The 16,545-nt window shown below is 36.2% G+C and carries 13 protein-coding genes; 7 read left to right on the forward strand and 6 right to left on the reverse strand.

The window, feature by feature from the left end; all coding sequences use genetic code 11:
- Positions 1-86: 86 nt before the first annotated feature.
- The 3 genes from IPZ78_RS05480 to IPZ78_RS05490 are packed head-to-tail and all read left to right on the forward strand — an operon-like array spanning position 87 to position 3,981.
- Positions 87-1,421, forward strand: a complete 1,335-nt coding sequence (locus tag IPZ78_RS05480) for a dihydroorotase (RefSeq protein ID WP_225551988.1) — start codon at positions 87-89, stop codon at positions 1,419-1,421.
- Positions 1,421-2,473 (forward strand): S66 peptidase family protein, encoded by a 1,053-nt coding sequence (locus tag IPZ78_RS05485; protein WP_225551989.1) that lies wholly within the window; start codon positions 1,421-1,423, stop codon positions 2,471-2,473. Before IPZ78_RS05480 ends, IPZ78_RS05485 begins: the two co-directional genes overlap by 1 nt.
- Positions 2,470-3,981 (forward strand): M14 family zinc carboxypeptidase, encoded by a 1,512-nt coding sequence (locus IPZ78_RS05490; RefSeq protein WP_225551990.1) that lies wholly within the window; start codon positions 2,470-2,472, stop codon positions 3,979-3,981. The genes IPZ78_RS05485 and IPZ78_RS05490 overlap by 4 nt, the downstream gene beginning before the upstream one ends.
- Before the next feature lie 12 nt (positions 3,982-3,993).
- On the opposite strand, the gene IPZ78_RS05495 is transcribed toward IPZ78_RS05490, so the two are convergent.
- The gene (locus IPZ78_RS05495) at positions 3,994-4,671 is read right to left on the reverse strand and encodes a M15 family metallopeptidase (RefSeq protein ID WP_225551991.1); all 678 of its coding nucleotides are present in this window, start codon (positions 4,669-4,671) and stop codon (positions 3,994-3,996) included.
- Positions 4,672-4,793: 122 nt separating this feature from the next.
- On the opposite strand from IPZ78_RS05495, the gene IPZ78_RS05500 reads away from it, so the two are divergent.
- The 4 genes from IPZ78_RS05500 (at position 4,794) to IPZ78_RS05515 (ending at position 10,063) form a co-directional block, all read left to right on the forward strand.
- The gene (locus IPZ78_RS05500; protein ID WP_225551992.1) at positions 4,794-7,070 is read left to right on the forward strand and encodes an ATP-dependent helicase; all 2,277 of its coding nucleotides are present in this window, start codon (positions 4,794-4,796) and stop codon (positions 7,068-7,070) included.
- A 63-nt stretch (positions 7,071-7,133) separates the two neighbouring features.
- A complete protein-coding gene (locus IPZ78_RS05505; protein ID WP_225551993.1) occupies positions 7,134-7,916 on the forward strand; it encodes a DUF4290 domain-containing protein in 783 nt (260 codons plus the stop codon).
- 90 nt (positions 7,917-8,006) lie between these two features.
- On the forward strand, positions 8,007-9,332 hold the full coding sequence (murA, locus tag IPZ78_RS05510) for a UDP-N-acetylglucosamine 1-carboxyvinyltransferase (protein WP_225551994.1): 1,326 nt from the start codon (positions 8,007-8,009) through the stop codon (positions 9,330-9,332).
- A gap of 101 nt (positions 9,333-9,433) precedes the next feature.
- Positions 9,434-10,063 carry a YceI family protein gene (locus tag IPZ78_RS05515; protein ID WP_225551995.1) on the forward strand — a complete coding sequence of 210 codons (630 nt, stop codon included), beginning with the start codon at positions 9,434-9,436 and terminating at the stop codon, positions 10,061-10,063.
- Positions 10,064-10,116: 53 nt separating this feature from the next.
- On the opposite strand, the gene IPZ78_RS05520 is transcribed toward IPZ78_RS05515, so the two are convergent.
- The 5 genes from IPZ78_RS05520 to IPZ78_RS05540 all read right to left on the reverse strand — a co-directional run bounded on the left by IPZ78_RS05520 (position 10,117) and on the right by IPZ78_RS05540 (position 16,531).
- Entirely contained in the window at positions 10,117-10,482 is a 366-nt protein-coding gene (locus tag IPZ78_RS05520; RefSeq protein ID WP_225551996.1) for a winged helix-turn-helix transcriptional regulator, read from the reverse strand.
- A gap of 87 nt (positions 10,483-10,569) precedes the next feature.
- Positions 10,570-11,400, reverse strand: coding sequence for a sialate O-acetylesterase (locus tag IPZ78_RS05525; protein ID WP_225551997.1), 831 nt, complete (start codon positions 11,398-11,400; stop codon positions 10,570-10,572).
- Between the two features lie 102 nt (positions 11,401-11,502).
- Positions 11,503-13,677, reverse strand: coding sequence for an endo-1,4-beta-xylanase (locus tag IPZ78_RS05530; RefSeq protein ID WP_225551998.1), 2,175 nt, complete (start codon positions 13,675-13,677; stop codon positions 11,503-11,505).
- 33 nt (positions 13,678-13,710) lie between these two features.
- Entirely contained in the window at positions 13,711-14,745 is a 1,035-nt protein-coding gene (locus tag IPZ78_RS05535; RefSeq protein ID WP_225551999.1) for a DUF5627 domain-containing protein, read from the reverse strand.
- Positions 14,746-14,764: 19 nt separating this feature from the next.
- Positions 14,765-16,531 carry a RagB/SusD family nutrient uptake outer membrane protein gene (locus IPZ78_RS05540; protein ID WP_225552000.1) on the reverse strand — a complete coding sequence of 589 codons (1,767 nt, stop codon included), beginning with the start codon at positions 16,529-16,531 and terminating at the stop codon, positions 14,765-14,767.
- Positions 16,532-16,545 lie beyond the last annotated feature (14 nt).

Raw genomic sequence — 16,545 nt, forward strand, 5'->3', positions numbered from 1 at the left:
ACCTTATGAATTGAATTTTGAACTGAATATTAGATGTCAATTTGTTATGTTTGTATACTAGTTACATTCTTATCAAAAAATAAAAAATGTCATCAATACTCATTAAAAATGCGCAGGTGGTTAACGAAAGTACAACTCAAGTACTAGACGTATATATCAAAAATGGTAGAATTGAGAAGCTCGCTCCTCAACTTGATATCCAAGCCGATCAAGAAATTAATGCAGAGGGATTACACCTTCTTCCTGGTTTAATTGATGATCAAGTGCATTTTAGAGAACCTGGATTAACCTATAAAGCGAATATTTTTACTGAAAGTCGTGCTGCAGTAGCGGGAGGTACGACATCCTTTATGGAGATGCCCAATACTGTACCCAACACATTGACGCAGAAATTGCTTCAAGACAAATATGATATTGGTCAAGATACTTCTTTGGCTAACTATTCGTTTTTCATGGGAGCAGCGAATGATAATATTGACGAAGTCTTAAAAACGAATCCACGTGATGTATGTGGTGTGAAAGTTTTTATGGGCTCTTCAACGGGTAATATGTTGGTAGATAACGAAACTGCATTGGAGAACATTTTTAGAAATTCACCAACTCTAATTGCAACACATTGTGAGGATGAAGCTACGATTAAAGCTAATTTAGCAACATATAAAGATAAATATGGAGATGCGATTACAATTGATATGCATCCTTTAATTCGTTCGGCTGAAGCTTGTTATTTGTCTTCATCTAAAGCTGTTGAATTAGCGAAAAAGAACAATACTCGTTTGCATATTCTACATATATCGACAGGTAGAGAAACGATGTTGTTTGACAATACAATTCCTTTAGAACAAAAAAGAATAACGGCAGAAGCATGCGTACATCACCTTTGGTTTTCGGACGAAGATTATAAAACAAAAGGGAATTACATCAAGTGGAATCCTGCCGTTAAAACATCGACAGACAGAGATCAAATATTAAAGGCTGTGTTGGATGGGCATATTGATGTGATCGCTACAGATCATGCACCGCATACGATTGAAGAGAAAGAGCAGTCTTATTTGCAAGCACCATCTGGAGGCCCCTTGGTACAACACGCATTGATAGCCCTTTTGGATATGGTTCATCAAGGGAAACTGACGCTAGAGCAGCTTGTACAAAAAACGGCGCACAATACAGCTAGATGTTTTCAGATTGAGCAACGTGGTTTTATTAGAGAGGGCTATTGGGCAGATTTGGTTTTGGTTGATTTAAATAAACCTTATCAGGTAACACGTCAAAATATACTTTCAAAATGTGGTTGGTCACCTTTTGAAAATCATACATTTACATCAACTATAGAACATACAATCGTATCTGGCAACTTAGCATATTCTAATGGACAGATATTGGAGGTAGGCTCAGGGCATCGATTATTATTTAACCGATAATGGACAAACGAACGTTTTTAAAATCGATTGGACTGGGTTTGGGGGGCTTAGCGATTTCTGATCAAACAGTGAAGGCTGTTTCAGAAGCTACGGGTGCTGTCAAATCATTATTAAAAGCGAAGGTTTTAAAGGAAGGTGATACTATAGGTATCATCACACCCGCAGGCGCTTTATCCGACGAAGAGACTATCACCATGACCAAAGAAGTCTTGGCTTATTTTGGTTTTAAGGTAAAAGAAGGGAAATTCATTCGCTACCGATATGGTAATTTGGCAGGAACAGATGAAGAACGCTTAAGTGATTTGCATGCTATGTTTGGAGACAAGACTGTGCAGGGCATACTCTGTATTCGTGGCGGCAATGGTGCATCGCGATTACTCCCTCGAATAGATTACGAGTTGATCCGAAATAATCCTAAAGTCTTGTTAGGTTATAGTGATATTACTGCATTGATATTAGCATTTTACGCTAAAGCAGGCTTGGTATCCTTTCACGGAGTGGTGGGAAGCAGTACATGGAGTAATTATGTAGCTAAATTATTTAAGGAACAATTTCTAGAAAATAAGTTGGCTGTGTATGAAAACCCAACCAAATCCGATAGTCAAATTATTCAATATAAGGATAGAATTCAAACCATCACACCGGGAATAGCTGAAGGAACAATAATAGGAGGAAACTTAACCTTGTTATCGGGTTTATGTGGTACGCCATATTTGCCAGATTTTAAGGGAGCTATCTTGTTTTTGGAAGAAATTGATGAAAAATCCGAACGATTGGATCGCATGTTTTGCCAATTGATGAATGCAGGTATTCTTTCGCAGATTTCTGGGTTTATTTTTGGCAAATGTTCAAATTGTGGACCTACAGGTGGATATGGTTCGTTGACGTTGGAACAAATGCTTAATGATTATATCAAGCCCCTGGGGATTCCAGCTTTTAGTGGGGCTATGATAGGCCATATTTCTGATCAGTTTTTAATGCCTGTGGGGGTAAAAGCTCGTATGGATGCATCAACTGGAAAAATTGAATATTTAGAAAAGTCTTTAGTATGAAAAAGTTAATATTGTTACTAAGTATAATGGGCTCTTTACATGCTTGCGACCAAAGTCATGATACAACTGTGGGTTATTCAAATGCTATGAAAATCGATACTACTACTTTTAATACGATCTATTCCCAATATAAAGAGCCAGCACTTCAGCATAGACGATTCAAGCCTAAGGATGTAGATTCTTTACTTCAATTGCATAAACAAAAAGCAGTTTTAGATATTGTTCAAATTGGTAAATCTTTTGAAGGAAGAGCAATCTATGAAGCATCTTATGGCAATGGAAGTAAGAGAGTAATGTTGTGGTCTCAAATGCATGGTGATGAACCAACGGCAACTATGGCCTTATTTGATTTGTTTAACTTTTTGGAAGGTAGTCAAGATGGACACGATACTATTCGTGACTTATTGAAATCAAAATTGAATATTCATTTTATTCCTATGTTAAATCCGGATGGGGCCGAACGCTACCAACGTCGTACTGCGCAGGGTATAGATATGAATCGTGATGCTCGAGCTGGTCATACTGTGGAAGGGGCGCTATTACGTGCGCGTGCGCGGGTAATTAATCCGCAATATGGATTCAATTTGCACGATCAAAATATTTATTACAATGTTCCTGGAACTAAAAATCCAGTGTCCATTTCCTTGTTAGCACCTGCATTTAATGAGTCTCGGGAGATAAATCCTGTTCGAGAGAATGCTATGAAAATTGCAGCTGGAATGAATGATATTTTGCAGAAATATATTCCTGATGCTGTAGCTAAATATGACGATACTTATACGCCTAGAGGTTTTGGAGATAATTTCCAATCTTGGGATGCGAGCACCGTATTAATAGAATCAGGAGGGATGAAAGGTGATCCTGAAAAACAACAGATTCGTAAACTGAATTTTATTATCATCTTAAATTCGTTGATTCAAATAGCCGAAGGCAGTTATGCGCAGTTTAATAAACAACAATATGAAGATATTCCATTCAATGCATCTCAACTGCACGATGTTGTAATTCGTAATATCACTGTTGGAACTGACTCGAATTCGTTCAAAACAGACTTAGCGATTAGACGAAATGAAATGACTGTTGGACGTGATTATTTCGTCAGGGGTAAAGTTGAAGATATTGGTGATTTGAAAGAGTCTTTTGGATATGATGAAGTAGATGCTGATGGTTTAAAATTAATCGCTGGAAAGGTAGATTCGTTAGGTATTAAGTCAATAAACGACTTGACTACTGCTCAAGCATACGATTTACTGAAAAATGGTGTAATGGCTGTAAAAATCAAAGAAGTAGGCGAGACCAAAGAAAAATCATTACATACATTTCCAGTACATCTATTTACCCAGTCTAGATTTTATATGCCTATTACAGCAGATTTTGGTGGAATGGCGAATTTCTATATTGGTGATAGTAATGGAAATCTTAAATATGCTATACTAAATGGTTATCTCATAGGTTTGAGTGAAGAAATAGATAATTCCTCAATACAATTAAAAAACAGAGTGCATTAAGCACTCTGTTTTTTAATTTATATGGAAATCAAAATATTTGTCTTTGAATGGTTCGTTATTTAAAGTGTAATGCCACCATTCTTTGCTATATGCTCTAAAACCGTATTTCTCCATTATTTTCTTGAGTTTGATTCGATTTTGCTTTTGCGTAGTATGTAGCTTTTGATAACCATGGCCAGATTCTTCACCAAAGAAATCAAAAGCTACTCCCATATCCAATTCTTTCTTTGTTTTTAAATCAATAATGGTTAGATCAATGGTACTGCCACGACTATGTCCAGATTTGGATGCAATAAATCCTTTTTTGAATAAATCGCGTTTATCCACTTGTGGATAAAATTCTTGTCGCATCAATGTGTCTTTGACGTCTTTAGCCCATCTTTTGAAATGATTGACAGCGGTTTGTGGTCGGTATGCATCGAATACTTTTAATCCTAAACCTTCTTTATTAAGTTCTTTTTCAATTTTTTGTATCGCTAGAGTTGCTCTTTGGGTTAGTATAACTTTATTCGCCTTATAACCATCAATTTGTTTTCCAACAAAATTGTGATTCGTGAAATATTTTAAATCTAAGGCTATATGTGGTATATAATCAGTAAGATAGACGAGTCCTTTAGGAAGAGTTGATTTTTGTTGTGCAAAAGTAATTTGGCTAATCGATAAGAAAAGAAAAAATATAAGTTTTTTCATGGTTGTAAGGTTTAAGTCATAAAGGTAATAAATTGCTAATAATCCTAGTAAGGGTATGGTACATTGAATCAAAATTCCTAACTTTACAGTCTATTTCTAACGCAAAAATAACGAATAATATTTTGGATTTTTTAGCAGGATTAAATCCCAATCAACGTGCTGCTGCAGAACAAACCGAGGGACCAGTAATGATCGTAGCGGGAGCAGGTTCGGGAAAGACACGTGTAATTACATATAGAGTTGCTCACCTTATTCAAAAAAGAGTAGACCCCTTTAATATTTTAGTACTTACGTTTACGAATAAAGCGGCTAAGGAAATGCGTGAGCGTATCATAAAGGTTGTAGGTTCAGAAGCTAAGAATATTTGGATGGGCACATTTCACTCTATTTTTGCGCGTATTTTACGTGTGGAGGCGGAGCTGATCGGTTATCCAAAGAATTTTACGATTTACGATACAGATGATACGAAAAGTTTGTTGAGATCCATATTGAAAGAAATGAATCTTGATGACAAATTGTATAATGTGAATCATGTATATGGTCGGATTTCGTCCGCAAAAAACAACTTGATATCTCCTCAAGAGTATAATAAAAATGAAGCCCTGCTGGCTGAAGATCGTGAAAATGGTCGTCCGCAGATGGGACAGATTTACATGACATATGCGCAGCGCTGTTACCGTGCGGGAGCTATGGATTTTGATGACTTGTTGTTCAAGACCAACGTTTTGTTGAATAAACATCCTGAAGTATTACACAAATACCAACATCAGTTTAAATATCTGATGGTTGATGAGTACCAAGATACCAACTTTTCGCAATACCTAATCGTAAAAAGATTGGCTGCCGTAAGTGAAAATATATGTGTGGTAGGGGATGATGCCCAAAGTATCTATGCTTTTCGCGGTGCGAATATTCAGAACATCTTGAATTTCCAAAAGGATTATCCAGATGTGAAAATTTTCAAGTTGGAACAAAATTACCGTTCGACGAAAACGATTGTAAATGCTGCCAACAGTATTATAGCCAACAATAAAAATCAGTTGGAGAAAAATGTGTTCTCTGACAATGAAGAAGGTGATAAAATTAAAGTAGCACGTGCTTTTTCGGATAATGAAGAAGGTAAGATTGTTGCCGAGGCGATCATTCAAGAGAAAACGCTGAAGTCACTTCCTTATAAAGGTTTTGCTATCCTATACCGTACTAATGCACAATCACGTGCAATGGAGGAATCTTTGCGTAAGCTAAATGTTCCATATAAGTTATATGGAGGCACTTCATTTTATCAACGCAAAGAGATTAAGGATTTAATTTCTTATTTTAGATTGACGTACAATCCGAATGATGAAGAGGCACTTAAGCGTGTTATCAATTATCCACGTCGTGGAATAGGTGATACTACAGTGGAGAAAATTATTGTAGCTGCTGACAAAAATCAATACCGATTGTGGGATGTAGTCGTCAATGCACATATGTTTTTAGACGGTCGCAGTGCGACATCAGTTGGTAATTTTGGAACGATGATTCAAAGCTTCCAAGCAGTAGGAAACAATTCTAACGCTTTTGATACAGCGATGCATATTGCCCAACATTCAGGTATTCTGAAAGATTTGTACGAGGATAAGTCGGTAGAAGGTTTGGCTCGATATGAGAATATTCAAGAATTGTTGAATGGTATCAAGGAGTTTTCGGAGCGTGAAGATATTGAACAAAAGACTTTAGATATCTTTTTACAAGATGTAGCGTTGTTGACAAACGACGATAACGATAAAGATCCGAATGCAGATACAGTTTCTTTAATGACGATTCATGCATCAAAGGGATTAGAGTTTCCAGTCGTATTCATCGTGGGATTAGAAGAAAATTTATTTCCTTCACAATTATCCTTAAATTCGCGAAGCGAACTAGAAGAGGAGAGACGGTTATTCTATGTAGCGGTGACACGTGCAGAGACGAAATTGCACCTTTCATATGCTACATCACGTTACCGTTGGGGTACATTGAATAATTGCGAACCTAGTCGTTTTCTAGATGAATTGAATCCGAGTTATCTGGATTTAGATTTTAATCCAAGAAATACAAATGGGGCTTCAGATGGAGGTTTTAAGTCTGATCGCGTAGCATGGCAAGCAAAGGAAAAAGATACATTTTCTAAGCCGAAGCCAAAGGTTGTAAAGACGACGTCCATATTGCCTAAGGCGCACGTTCCTTCTGAAGGATTTGCTCCTTCTGATACAAACAATCTACAAGTAGGAATGGAAGTAGAGCATGAACGTTTCGGGTTTGGTAAGGTTGTGAATCTAGAAGGAAATAAACCTGATATAAAAGCAACTATTTTCTTCAAAGAGTTGGGACAGAAACAATTGTTGCTTAAATTTGCAAAACTTAGGATAGTTCAGTAAGAACAATTATCTTTACTTGATTAAAAATAATAACGTTACTTTAAAGACGTTTAATTTCACAATATGAATTTTGATTATAATAGTACTCGTTCCAAATTAATATTGGCCGAATATGGTAGGAATGTGCAAAATATGGTTGACTATATTTGTACAGTGCCTGAAAGAGAGGAGCGTAACAGGTTAGCTCAGGTGGTTATTGATATGATGGGAGTGCTTAATCCGCATTTGCGTGATGTCTCTGATTTCAAGCATAAGCTTTGGGATCACTTATATATAATTTCGGATTTTAAAATTGATGTAGATTCACCGTTTCCTATTCCAAAGCGTGAAGATATTTACCATAAGCCAGAAACCTTACCTTATCCACAGCATAAGATTCGTTTCAAACATTATGGTCACATCGTAGAAGATATGATTAAAAAGGCTATCTCTGTCACGAATGAAGACACTAGATCTAAATTGACATTGGGTGTAGCTAATTTTATGAAAATGGCTTATTCCACGTGGAATAAAGATTCGGTAAGTGATTTGCAGATATTAGAAGATTTGAAAGAACTTTCAAATGGACAATTATCATTACCTGCAGATACGGTATTGACGAAACTTGATTTCCGTACACCGCCTCCTGGAAATAGAGCAAAAACGAATCAAACTTCATCTAGCAACAATAATCAAAAAACTACACAGTTTAACAGTAAGAGACCAAGTAACAATAATAATAGAGGAAGTAATAACCAAGGTGATAAGAGAAAATCTTACAGCAACAATAATAATAACAGTGGGGGAGGTGGTTACAAAAAAAGCTACCAAAGCAACAATAATAGCAATAGCAACTACAAAAAATAATCTTTCATAGATTATTTATATTTTACGATAAGTAACTGATAAAGCTATTAGTTACTTATTTTATTTAATGAAATATCCTTTATAGTATATATGAACGCATTTGAAATACATGGTGGAAAGCCTTTGAAGGGTGAAATTATTCCTCAAGGTGCTAAGAACGAAGCTTTACAAATTTTGTCAGCTGTATTATTGACAGAAGAAAAAATGACAATAAGTAATATTCCTGATATTAAAGATGTCAATAAATTAATCGATTTATTGGGGTCTTTAGGTGTTTCAGTGAATAAATTAAATAAAGACACTTACGAATTCGAGGCTAAAAATATTAATATTGATTATTTTACCTCTGAAGAATTCAAACAGAAAGGTGGAGGTCTTCGTGGTTCGATTATGATCGTGGGGCCACTATTAGCTCGCTTTGGTAAAGCCGCAATTCCCAAACCTGGAGGTGATAAAATTGGTCGTCGTCGTTTAGATACTCACTTTTTAGGTTTTGAAAAATTAGGTGCTAAATTTATTTACGATGTTGAAAATGAATTTTTTAATGTAGATGCCACACAGTTACAAGGTGCATATATCTTGTTGGACGAAGCATCAGTGACAGGAACAGCAAACATCGTAATGGCAGCAGTATTGGCAAAGGGTACTACGACTATCTACAATGCCGCTTGTGAACCATATTTACAACAATTATGTAAGATGTTGAATCGCATGGGAGCGAAAATATCTGGTATTGGGTCTAATTTGTTGACAATTGAAGGTGTTGAAAGACTAGGGGGTACCGAACATCGTATGTTACCAGATATGATCGAAATTGGTTCTTTCATAGGTTTGGCTGCAATGACAGGTTCTGAAATTACGATTAAAGATGTGTCTTATCCAGAGCTAGGTATTATTCCTTCGGTATTCCAACGTTTAGGTATAAAGATGGAATTACGTGGTGATGATATTTTTATTCCGGCACAAGATTCGTACGAGATAGATACTTTTATTGATGGTTCGATTTTAACTATTTCGGATGCTCCATGGCCAGGATTTACACCAGACTTATTAAGTATTGTTTTGGTAACAGCTATCCAAGCTAAAGGTAATGTATTGATTCACCAAAAGATGTTCGAAAGTAGATTGTTCTTTGTCGATAAATTGATCGATATGGGTGCTCAGATTATATTATGTGATCCACATCGTGCAACAGTTATTGGGCTGAATAAACAGAATAAGTTGAGAGGTATTCCAATGTCGTCTCCAGATATCCGTGCGGGTGTATCGTTATTAATTGCCGCATTATCGGCTCAAGGAAAATCAACGATTTTCAATATTGAACAGATTGAACGTGGCTATCAAAATATTGAAGAACGTCTGAAAGCATTAGGGGCAGATATCAAACGTGTGGAGGCACAGCCACTCGGACATTAATGAATTGTCGTTTAAATGTTAATAATGCATAAATGACTTTCTATTAACTCTAAGAATACTACTTTTGTATATTAACTATTAAAAAAACACTCTATTTAGGCATGAAAAAATTAGTTCTATTCGCAGCTGTAGCTTCTCTTGTATTAGCTTCATGTGCTGGAAATCCAGATGGTAAAAAAGCTGAAACTAAAGATTCAGTAGCAGTAGCTCAAGCTACAACGGGTACATCTTATACAGTTGATACTACGCAATCACAATTAGTATGGACAGGTACAAAAGTGACAGGTGCTCATACAGGTACTGTTACAATTAAGTCGGGTTCATTGAATGTAGATAACGGTACTATCTCTGGTGGTAACTTTGTATTGGATATGAATACAATAAACAGTACTGACTTAGAAGGCGAATACAAAGATAAATTAGATGGTCACTTGAAAGCGGACGATTTCTTTGCTGTAGCTAATTTCCCTGAAGCTTCTTTCGAAATTACAGAAGTAAAAGCTGGAGCTACTGCTGCAGATGTTGTTATCTCTGGAAACTTAACTATCAAAGGTCTTTCAAAAAATATCACTTTTGATGCTAAAGTAGGCGAAGTGACGGACGCAGTTGCTAAATACACAGCAGACTTCAATATTAAACGTGAGGATTGGGGTGTAACTTATGAAGGTAAGAAAGACGATTTAATTTCAAAAGAGATTAATTTCAAAGTTACTATTGTAGCTAATAAGTAATAATTACTACTTCAAGTAATTAAATAAGAGGTTTGCAGTGTTTTGTAAACCTCTTATTTTTTACCAAAAATTACATTACGATGCTCTTGACCCCAGTTTACAAGCATCGAAATTATGGATTCAAGACTTTTACCGTATTCTGATATTGCATATTTGACGGTTACAGGTTTGGTTCGAAATGCTTCTCTAATGATTAGCTTATTGAGTTCTAATATTTTTAATTCTTTTGAAAGAACCTTTGCTGACAATCCCGGAATATCCTGCTCTATCTTTGTAAAAGTATTGATTTCTTGCCTACGGCTTAGCAGATAATGTACAATTAATAAAGTCCATTTGCCGCCGATAATTTCTAAAGTATCCTGTAATGCTAAAATATCTGTAGCACAAGCAGGAGGGTCGGAAAGAGGTTTTGCAATCATATTTCAATTTACAAAATCTAAATCCAAGTACGTAGAGTAATTGACTATTAATAAAAAATGTGGTCTGTTAGACCACATTTTAGCAAACTAATTTTGATATAAATTAAGAATAGTTTTTGCAAAATTTTTGCCCAATTGTCGATATCCAGCAGGACTAAAATGAAGACCATCAGGAATACCTTCACAATCTTTGGATGATACTACATGAGCATTTGGTATAGTTTGAGGTAATTTTTTAATTATTGCATTCATGCTTGCACATTTACCTCCCTGTTCTGCAGATAGTAATTCTCCAGCAAGAATTGGAACTTTATTGGAATTAAGTGATAGATCATTTAATAAATTAGTATACACTTTGTTTACTTTATTTGGCCAATCTTTATCGCCTGTATTCGATTCTCCTTGATGTAACAAAATACCTTTAATTACACCAGATTTTTGTGCAATTTTTGCCATTTCGATTAGTCTTAGGTAGGGATTATCATCGTATGCGGACAGTATGCCTTTCATCCAATTAGGGGCTCTCGTTACATAATTTGCTGTACTATCTTTATCAAATAATTGGATATGACAACCTCCCACCGATACATTAATAATTCCTATACGTACATTTTCTTTGGTGTTTTCAGCTAAAGTTTTTGCAAAATAATCAGCAGGAGTCAATCCTGTGTGGCAACGTGTAAGAGGAGATTGGGCTGTATACCATTCACCTTTTTTGCGGTTGAGATCTGGACAATCTATACTTTGTAATAGCACGACCCTTTTGTTTGTAACCGTATCTTGAGGTTCAAACTTACCATGCCCCTCCATATTGGACTGACCAAAACAAAGGTAGATGTGGAAATTTGGATCTTGGGCAACACAAATTCCACAGGTTAGGATCGCTAATAGGAGCAGAATATTTTTTTTACTTATCATCGATTTAAATCTTATAAATAATTATAAAAATTAGCAAAAGGGAGGAGTAATCAGCTGCCTCCCTTCCTAATGACCTAGATCTGTCATTATATTTATCACAAGTTATTTTTTTTGTTTTTCTAATGCTTCTGATATAGCTTTGTAAGCTGGTTTTCTGACGAAACCTTCTGTCCATACACCAATTGGCTCACCTCTTCTCCAGAATGAATATTCGTTGTCTGGACTATCTAAAGGACTCCAAACTGTAATACCATATTGTTGTGCTTTTGGGATAATTTCGAAATACTTCTCAAATACAAACTTATACATGTCTGCTTGTCTTGCATACATTTCTGCCGTTGCTTGAGGTGTTTTAATACCACTACCCATACCAATATCTAGCTCTGATACTTTAATTAATTTGCCAGTAGCAGCCAAAAGTTGGAACATATTTACAATGTTATCTTTATTGGCATTGATGTCAATGTGCATTTGCGTTCCAATTCCGTCAACTTTTGCCCCTTTGCTCTCCACATATTCGACGTAGGCAATCAATCCTTTACACTTATTTCCGCCACCTTCTAGACCGTAATCATTGATGAATAAAATGTCATTTGAGTTACCGTGTTTACGGGCAAATTCTATTGCTTTCACAGCATAGTCTTTACCCATATAGTCTTGCCAGTAGAATTCATCAGCTGCCATTTCGGTTTTACCAACTCCTGTTTTTAGCGCATATTGATCAGGCCAGTCGGACATTGGTTCATTTACCACGTCCCAAGCTTTTACATAATCTTTAGAAACAGACATCATACCAGCAATAAATTCTTCAAGCGCATTGGTTAAGATTTCTTTTTTCTCTTCAGGTGTTTTTTCAATAGTGTTTCCACCTAATCCGCCAAAACCTTGGCCATCAGCTGACTGGCTACGTGATGAATTATTACCCCATCCGATCCATCCATCAATTCCTGTTTCAAAGGTATTATTCCCTATTAGGTTTGTAGTACTGCCGGCTTTTACCAATTTGACATTATCGACAAATACAGTACCGTCATATTGCCCAAAATTGAAAAGAAAACGGTTACGATTATCAGTAGTCGTAAGTTTTAATTCGTATTCTTTGTATTCTGTTGTTAGAGCTATGGAACCAAATGAATTTCCTGAGTAGTTTGCAGTTTTTTGTAGATCAGCACCTATTGACCCTGCTTTACTTCCTTTGGCTGCTAATGTCAAAATATATTCAGTATTATTGTCAGTTGCAGTAATGTCATACGCTGTTTGCGCTTCCCATGTGTTTACAGCAGAAGGATTAGTCATCTTTAGTGCAAATCCTTTTTCAATAGGGGTACTACCGCCACCTCCATCTTCATTGTATTTTTCTATTTTGAAATTGTCAAAATAAAATGTTGTTGCTGCTTTACCCAAATTGAAAGCTATGGTTGTACAGTTTTCTGTTTGATCGGAAATGATCACCTCTTTTTCGAATTTTACCCATTCATTGGTAGTTTTGAATGAACCAAAGAAATCATAGTGTTTGTAGGAGTATGGAACAGTATGTGCTTGGGATCCGAATTCAGCTGGTGCATCTGATTTCGCATACATTGTGAATTTGTATTTTTCTCCTACTTTTGTCGCCGTTGGAAACTTGATAAACAATTGTACATCCCAATCATTTGCTCTTACTTGAGCATTTACTAATTTTAGCGCACGCCCTTCACCATTTTCTCCCCCACCATTTGCAGTGAAAGATACGACTGCATTCGTATTGAATTCATAATTGCTATTGTTGGCTGACTCAAAATTATTAGATGTAATCGCATCCCAAGTAGGACCTCCGGCGCCTGGTACTTTCACAGGTGCTATTAATTTATTCAAATACACAGCATTTTGTCCCGTGTGCCAAGTCAAGGTATGACCAAATAAAGCAATATTATTTTCTTTCGCAGTCTCGATTAGTTTTTCTACGCGTGCCAAATCCATAGTTCCATCATCTTTTACTATGGAAGCATGCTTCATCTCATAGCCCATGACCATTTCGTTAAAGTTGCGATTCACTAATCGATACATGACACCTTTGTTGATATAATCATCGATATTGAGAGCCACACCCAGTTTGAAATTCGGATGTATGTTTTGATCTATATATGATATTAAGGGTTCATAGGAATTAATATCTTCTTGTGCGATTACACTTTCTGGTTTTTCAGCATAAAAGTCGAGAAACTCTTGTTTTGCACAAGAGAAGAGTAAGAGACTTACTATTAATCCATAACCTAATTTTGTATGTAAACGTTTCATAATTCTAATTGATTAATAATGTTAGAATATATTTTAAGGTTTCAGTGCTACAGTGAATGTTTCCATTTTCACACCTCTATCCCGCATCACCAAGGTATCTTTTGTGGATACGCTCATTTGAGACATTTCAATCTGGTATTCGAGATACAAACCATCTCTATCTGTATTACCCCAACTATTTTTTTCTCCTTTTTTTACAAAAGTTCCTCTTCCTGTAGCCGTCACACCGGAGGAACCAGAGCTAATTGTGCAATTGTTATTATTATCGAAAGCTAGTACTAATTCGATATTTATATTCGTACCATCTACATCTTTAAAAGTTAAGGGTAGTTTCGCATTTTGACGAGATGCAGTTATTATGTTTTTAACTTCATCTTTCTCCACATATGCATTTCTTCTGTTTTGAGTTTTGTTCAATGATGTATTATTGTTTTTTCCAACAATAACATCTTGCCCCCTTCTTAGGTAATTACCATGCCATGTATTGACATATTTAACAGCGTAGAAAGTGTAATCTTTTGGTTGCACATCCCAATCATCTGCTACCGCTCTACGTTGGAGACTTCCAATCTTAGGTACTCCTGAGAGAACAGAATCTGCATTGGTTACGCTTGTAATACGTAGGGGTAATACATAAGTAGTGCTAATGGATTTAGGATCGGCGAAAAATGCATCTGTAAATTGGACTTCTACACCTCCTGCAGGTTTTCCCATTGGAATTATCATTTGATTTGATGCTAATGTATAGTAATTGGCTGGCAAAGGAACGATATCAGTTCCTCCTGAGCTATATACCATATTTTGTGTCATTGCATTATCTACTACGAAATCAACTTTTACCTCTTCTTTTGAGCTATATACGCCACCTGTGGTAGCCATTACATTAATCTTTCCTTGATTGTCTAAACTTGTGTCAAATATATCTTCGCCCATTGTAATCGTGCGTATAGGATATTGGTAAGCGAAATAGACCGTCTGATATTCATAATCAGGAAATTCCCACTCTTGATTTTTACAAGAGCTTAAAGCTATAAGAAGTATAGCTGAAAATATATGTTTTCTTTTCATATGTTCAATGTTGAAAATGTTACCAGCCATTATTTTGTTGAAGATTAGAATACTTCAATATTTCACTATATGGAATGGGTCCGTACTGCATATATGGTTCAAATACTCTGTTTTCTACTGTGATAATATTATGCGTATTGTTTTCTATACTAATGCCTTGTGCAGGGAGAGTGAAGTTTTCATTCCATCTACGAAGATCCCAGAATCTAAACCCTTCAAAGCATAGCTCTAACCTTCGTTCATTACGAATTAGTTGACGCATTTGATCTTTGTCATTTTTTACTTGTTCTAAATATGGGTCTCCGTTAGTAGTACCTACACCTGCGCGCATTCGAATAGCTTTGATGATATCATACGCTGAAAAAGTGAATGAACCTCTTCCTGTTGGTCCCCAAGCTTCATTAGCGGCTTCTGCATAAGCTAAATAAATTTCGGTCATACGCAGGCGAGGTGTGATATGATATTGACCAGATACAGATGATGGGTTAAGATTGACATCTTGACGCAATAGTTTACGCATGTAAAAACCTGTACGTGTAGATGTTTCGACTTTATTTAACCCATCATTAGTAGGACTATTCAATGCAGTATTAATTGCTGTATTATTTACACCTGCAGTACCACCATTGACTAGAATGTAGTTTTTCAATCTTGGATCACGATTTTCATAAGGATTGTTTGTATTAAATCCACTGTTTTCAGCATGAATAGGGTAACCATTTGACATCGGAAATGCTTCTACTAAATTCTGCGTTGGGTTAATACGTCCACGTCCAAAAAGTGTAGGGGGAAAGTGATCCGCTTCTAATGAAGAAGATACATCACCTCTGTCTACACGCCATAGTATTTCAGACGTATTTTTACCTTCGGTCATTTGATTGACACTACCCGATTGATAGAATAAGGCACCCTGTGCATCAATGCCTGTTGCTCCACCTTTTTGTTGAATAACCAATCCTGCAAAATTTGCTGCTTCCTCCCATTTTGCTGCATTGCCCGAATTAAACGCGGGACTTGCAGCTAGTAATGCTACTTTTGCGCGAATAGCTTGTGTAATGCGTTTTGAAATACGCAATCTAAAATGTTCACCGAATACACGATTATAATCCGTCAATGTGATGTTTAAAGATTGATATTTTGTTGGAATTTGAGATGCATTAGTAATATCCTCAAAATCTAACGGTAAATATTCTTCCGCTTTCTGTAAATCCGAATAGATCTGCTGTAATGATTCCTCGAAAGTTGCTCTAGGTTTATTAAAATCGGAATCCAATGTCTCATGTTCTAATACGATTGGAATACCCAATATTTCGCCACTACTCGTTTTTCCACCATGAGTTTGCAGTAGATGATACATAAACAACGCACGTAATCCATGTGCTTCTCCTTTCATTCGATCGTTGAACATTGTAGTAACGGCGGGCGATGAAGCCCAAGCTACTTTGTCATTGATCGATAGGAAATTATTTAAATATTGAATTGCCGATCGACTATTTCGCCATTGCTCTAATGGATTATTCATGGCGGTCCATTGACCCGTTGCGATTTTTAAAAAGTTGCTGGCACGATCGTTTGTTACCGCATCATCTGTTGCTACATCATTGAAAGACCAACTGTTTGTAGGTACGCGATTATAACCATTGAGTAATAAACCTTGTGCATACAATGGTCTTTCGTATGCGGTCTCAATGTCTAGAATATTCTCAATAGCAGGTGTAAACATATCTTCACAAGACGTGAATGTGATAGTCGATGTAACACCTAATATGAATAGTAATTTTTTCATGTCTTATCTTTTAG

Source organism: Sphingobacterium bovistauri, assembly GCF_020295405.1.
GTDB classification, from domain to species: Bacteria; Bacteroidota; Bacteroidia; order Sphingobacteriales; family Sphingobacteriaceae; genus Sphingobacterium; species Sphingobacterium bovistauri.

Excerpts from the sequence above, each read along its gene's own strand:
- IPZ78_RS05480 (WP_225551988.1), top strand. The coding sequence starts at position 87 with ATGTCATCAATACTCATTAAAAATGCGCAGGTGGTTAACGAAAGTACA.
- IPZ78_RS05535 (WP_225551999.1), bottom strand. The coding sequence starts at position 14,745 with ATGAAAAGAAAACATATATTTTCAGCTATACTTCTTATAGCTTTAAGC.
- IPZ78_RS05530 (WP_225551998.1), bottom strand. The coding sequence starts at position 13,677 with ATGAAACGTTTACATACAAAATTAGGTTATGGATTAATAGTAAGTCTC.
- IPZ78_RS05520 (WP_225551996.1), bottom strand. The coding sequence starts at position 10,482 with ATGATTGCAAAACCTCTTTCCGACCCTCCTGCTTGTGCTACAGATATT.
- murA (WP_225551994.1), top strand. The coding sequence starts at position 8,007 with ATGAACGCATTTGAAATACATGGTGGAAAGCCTTTGAAGGGTGAAATT.
- IPZ78_RS05505 (WP_225551993.1), top strand. The coding sequence starts at position 7,134 with ATGAATTTTGATTATAATAGTACTCGTTCCAAATTAATATTGGCCGAA.
- IPZ78_RS05525 (WP_225551997.1), bottom strand. The coding sequence starts at position 11,400 with ATGATAAGTAAAAAAAATATTCTGCTCCTATTAGCGATCCTAACCTGT.
- IPZ78_RS05540 (WP_225552000.1), bottom strand. The coding sequence starts at position 16,531 with ATGAAAAAATTACTATTCATATTAGGTGTTACATCGACTATCACATTC.
- IPZ78_RS05490 (WP_225551990.1), top strand. The coding sequence starts at position 2,470 with ATGAAAAAGTTAATATTGTTACTAAGTATAATGGGCTCTTTACATGCT.
- IPZ78_RS05485 (WP_225551989.1), top strand. The coding sequence starts at position 1,421 with ATGGACAAACGAACGTTTTTAAAATCGATTGGACTGGGTTTGGGGGGC.
- IPZ78_RS05495 (WP_225551991.1), bottom strand. The coding sequence starts at position 4,671 with ATGAAAAAACTTATATTTTTTCTTTTCTTATCGATTAGCCAAATTACT.
- IPZ78_RS05515 (WP_225551995.1), top strand. The coding sequence starts at position 9,434 with ATGAAAAAATTAGTTCTATTCGCAGCTGTAGCTTCTCTTGTATTAGCT.